At 74.0% G+C, this 3680-nt stretch carries 4 protein-coding genes; all 4 read right to left on the reverse strand.

Annotated features, from left to right (window positions below; translation table 11 throughout):
- On the reverse strand, positions 1-814 hold an 814-nt coding region (locus ACYVE7_RS30960), incomplete at its 3' end, for a saccharopine dehydrogenase family protein (protein ID WP_460369723.1).
- 35 nt (positions 815-849) lie between these two features.
- Entirely contained in the window at positions 850-1662 is an 813-nt protein-coding gene (locus ACYVE7_RS30965) for a heme ABC transporter ATP-binding protein (protein ID WP_460369724.1), read from the reverse strand.
- Positions 1659-2750 carry a FecCD family ABC transporter permease gene (locus tag ACYVE7_RS30970; protein WP_460369725.1) on the reverse strand — a complete coding sequence of 364 codons (1092 nt, stop codon included), beginning with the start codon at positions 2748-2750 and terminating at the stop codon, positions 1659-1661. The genes ACYVE7_RS30965 and ACYVE7_RS30970 overlap by 4 nt, the downstream gene beginning before the upstream one ends.
- A partial coding sequence (locus tag ACYVE7_RS30975; RefSeq protein ID WP_460369727.1) for a heme/hemin ABC transporter substrate-binding protein occupies positions 2738-3680 on the reverse strand: 943 nt, incomplete at its 5' end. The genes ACYVE7_RS30970 and ACYVE7_RS30975, both read right to left, overlap by 13 nt.

Below are 3680 nucleotides of genomic sequence, written 5' to 3' on the forward strand. Positions count from 1 at the left end.
TCGCGCGCAGCCCGCGCCCGCCGCCGAGACCGCCGCCAGGCGACACCGTGCCGTAGTGGCCGTAGGAGAAGTCGGGGCCGTACCGGTCGAGGGCGCGGGCGCTGCGCTCGACGATCTGCGGGTCGATCGTCGGCAGCGGGAACGCGACACCGCCGCGGATCCGGGTGCGCGGCACGGGACGCCGTGAAGTCCGCACCCGGCGGTCGCGGGGCTTCGGCTCGCGCAGCGCGCGGTCGCGCGCGGCACGGCGCATGGCGAGCGGATCGAGGAAGATGCCCTTGGCGGAGGCCAGCGTGCCACCGGAGATCGTGCCGCGGACCTGCAGGAACCCTTCGACGCGCAGCGGCACGTCCTTCGGCAGGTGCTGGACGGTGAAGTACACGCCGAGGTCGTGCGGGATCGAGTCGAAACCGCAGGCGTGCACGATCCGCGCGCCCGACGCGACGGCCTGCTGGTGGTAGCGGACGTACATCCGGTCCACGAAGGTCGGCTCGCCGGTCAGGTCGACGTAGTCGGTGCCGTTGCGCGCGCACGCGGCGACCAGCGGTTCCCCGTGCAGCACGTACGGCCCGACCGTGCTGATGACCAGCCTGGTCTTCCGGGACAGCTCATCGAGGGTGGCGGGATCGTCGGCGTCGGCGTGGAGCAGCGGGACGTCCAGGCCGATCCGGTCGCGGACCGCTTCCAGCTTGGCGCGGCTGCGCCCGGCGAGCGCCCACCGGACCCCGCCCGCGTGCTCCGCCAGATACTCGGCGGTGAGCCCTCCGGTGAACCCGGTCGCCCCGTAGAGCACGATGTCGAACGGCCGGTCCATGGCACGCCTCCTCGAACAGGATGGAGCCCCCGAGTCTAGTCGCGGACGGGGAGGACGACCGGGCGTCCGGTCCGGGGGTGGGGAAGGATCTCGATGGGGTGCTCGTAGACCTCGCTGAGCAGGGGGCCGTCCAGGACGTCGGCGGGCGGGCCGCACACGGCGAGCCTGCCGCCGGCGAGGACCGCGATCCGGTCGGCGAGCGCGGCGGCCAGCGCCAGGTCGTGGACGACCGCGACGATGGCGCGGCCCTCGTCGGCCTGGGCTCTGGCGGTGGAGAACACCAGTTCCTGGTGGCGGACGTCGAGCGCGGCGGTCGGCTCGTCCAGCAGGACGATCGGGGTCCGCTGGGCGAGCACACGGGCGAGCGCGACCCGCGCCTGCTCGCCGCCCGACAGTTCGGGGTAGCGGCGGTCGGCGAACCGCTCGACGTCGGCGTCCTTGAGCGCGCGGGCGACGGCGCCGTCGTCGTCGTCCGCGTACGGGGTCCCCGCCCAGGGCGCGCGGCCCATCCGGACGACGTCCTCGACCGTGAACGCGAACGCGAGGCTGTTGCGCTGGGTGAGGATGGCCCGGCGCATCGCGATCTCGACGGGCCGCCAGGCGCCGAGCGGCTTTCCGTCGAGCAGGACGGCGCCCTCGGCTTCGAGGTCGCCGCAGAGCGCGCCGAGCAGCGTCGATTTGCCCGCCCCGTTGGGGCCGACGAGCGCGAGCACCTCGCCGGGACGCAGCTCGAGGTCGACGCTTTGGAGGATCGTGCGGGGGCCGCGCCGCACGGTCAGCCCGGACGCGCTGAGCGTGGCCGTCCCGCCCGGCAGCCGGGCGGAGCGGCGCATCCAGGTGAAGGTCATCCCCAGCCTCCCGACCTGGCACGGGTCCTGCGCAGCAGCCAGAAGAAGAACGGCCCGCCGACGATCGAGGTGAGGACGCCCAGCGGGAGTTCCTGGAAGTCGATCGCGGTCCTGGCGACGAGGTCGGCGACGACCAGCAGGCACGCCCCGCCGAGCGCGCTGGCGGGCAGCAGCGTGCGGTGGCCGGGCCCGGCGACCATCCGGATCAGATGCGGCACGACGAGGCCGACGAACGCGATGATCCCGCTGAACGCGACGGCCGACGAGGTCAGCAGCGCGATCAGGATGATCCCGGTGAAGCGGAGCCCTTCGACGTTGACGCCGAGGTGCCGCGCGGTCTTCTCGCCGAGCGACAGCAGGTCGAGCCTGGCGGCGAGCAGGAACGCGGCGGCGCATCCGACGACGGCGACGGGGCCGACGACCGTCACGGAGTCCCAGGTGGCCCCGGCGAGGCTGCCGAGCTGCCAGGAGGTGATGGCGCGCAGCCCGTCGTTGGTGGAGGCGAACATCAGCAGGCCGAGCGCGGCCGTCGCGACGGCGTTGACGGCGATGCCGGTGAGCAGGAGGGTCACCACCTCGGTGCGTCCTTGGGCGCGGCTCATCACATAGACCAGGAGTGTCGTGGCGAGGCCGCAGGCGAACGCGGCGAGCACGATCGTCCAGCCGCCGAGTCCGGTGAGCCCGAACACGATGACCGTCGCGGCGCCCACGGCCGAACCCCAGGAGACGCCGATGACGCCCGGTTCGGCGAGCGGGTTGCCGAACACGCCCTGCATGAGCGCGCCCGCGCAGCCGAGGGCCGCACCGGTGACCACAGCGAGCAGGACGCGCGGGAACCGCACCACCCACAGCGCGTTCTCGCCCTGGACCGCGGTCGGTTCGGGGCCGAGGTCGAGCCCGATCCGGTGCAGGAGCGAGCCGAGGACCTGGCTCGGCGGGATGTCGACCTGGCCGCTGCCCGCGGCCAGCACGCAGAGGACGAGCAGCGCGAGCGTCAGCCCGGCGAGCAGCCCGCCGCGGCCGAGCCGTGCGCGCCACCGGGCGGGCGGGGCCTTCACCCCGGCCGGACGGGGGGCTATTTCCCGCATGGTGCGTAGACCGCCTTGGCGAGCGCGCCGATGGTGTCGCCGGTGCGGGCGCCGAAGTTGAGCAGCGCGCCGTCGTCGGCGTCGACGATCCTGCGGTGCTGGCCCGCGGGGGTCTGGGCGACGCCCGGCAGCTTCAGCAGCCCGTCGGGGCCGCCGACCGATTTCAGCCCCGCCGACATGACGAGGATCACGTCCGGCGCGGCGTTGATCATGCCTTCGCTGGTCATCGGCCGGAATCCGCTGAGCCCGGCGGCGGTGCCGGCGTCGGTCGCGCCGATCGCCTGGATCATGGCGTCGGAGCCCGCGCCCTTGCCACCCATCAGGTAGACGCCCGCGGTGCCGCGCAGGTAGAGGAACGCGACGCGCAGCGGCCGGGCCGGGGCCGTCTTCCTGGCGGCCTCGATCTGCGCGGTGACGCGCTTGTTGAGCTTCTCGCCCGCCGCGTCGACGCCGAGGGCGCGGGCGATGGCGGTGATGTGGCGGCCGACGGCGGGCAGGGTCTGCTCGTCGTCGATGAGCACGACGGGAATGCCGGACTGGCGGAGCTGGGTCAGCACCTCGGGCGGGCCGATGCTCTTGTCGGCGAGCACGACCGTCGGGTTCAGCGCGAGGATCGCCTCGGCCGACAGATCATGGCCCTGGTCGGTGGCCAGGGGTCTGCCCGCGGCGGCGGGGAAGGTCGTGGAGGCGTCCCGGCCGACGACGCTGCCGCCGAGGCCGAGGCTGAACACGATCTCCGCGATCGAGCCGTACAGGTTGACGGGCAGGATCCGCGACGCGTCCTTGACCGTGACCTTCGAGCCGTCGGCGGAGTCGACCGTGACGGGCAGCCGCGGCTTCGGCGCGGGCTTCAGCGGGTCGACATCGTGCGCGGTCGTGACGGCGGTAGCGGGACCGCAGCCCGCGGCGGGGTCCGCGCCGGCCCCGCTC

The organism is Actinocorallia lasiicapitis, from assembly GCF_054778695.1.

Coding starts and splice junctions, on each gene's coding strand:
- ACYVE7_RS30965 (WP_460369724.1), bottom strand. CDS start 1,662: ATGACCTTCACCTGGATGCGCCGCTCCGCCCGGCTGCCGGGCGGGACG.
- ACYVE7_RS30970 (WP_460369725.1), bottom strand. CDS start 2,750: ATGCGGGAAATAGCCCCCCGTCCGGCCGGGGTGAAGGCCCCGCCCGCC.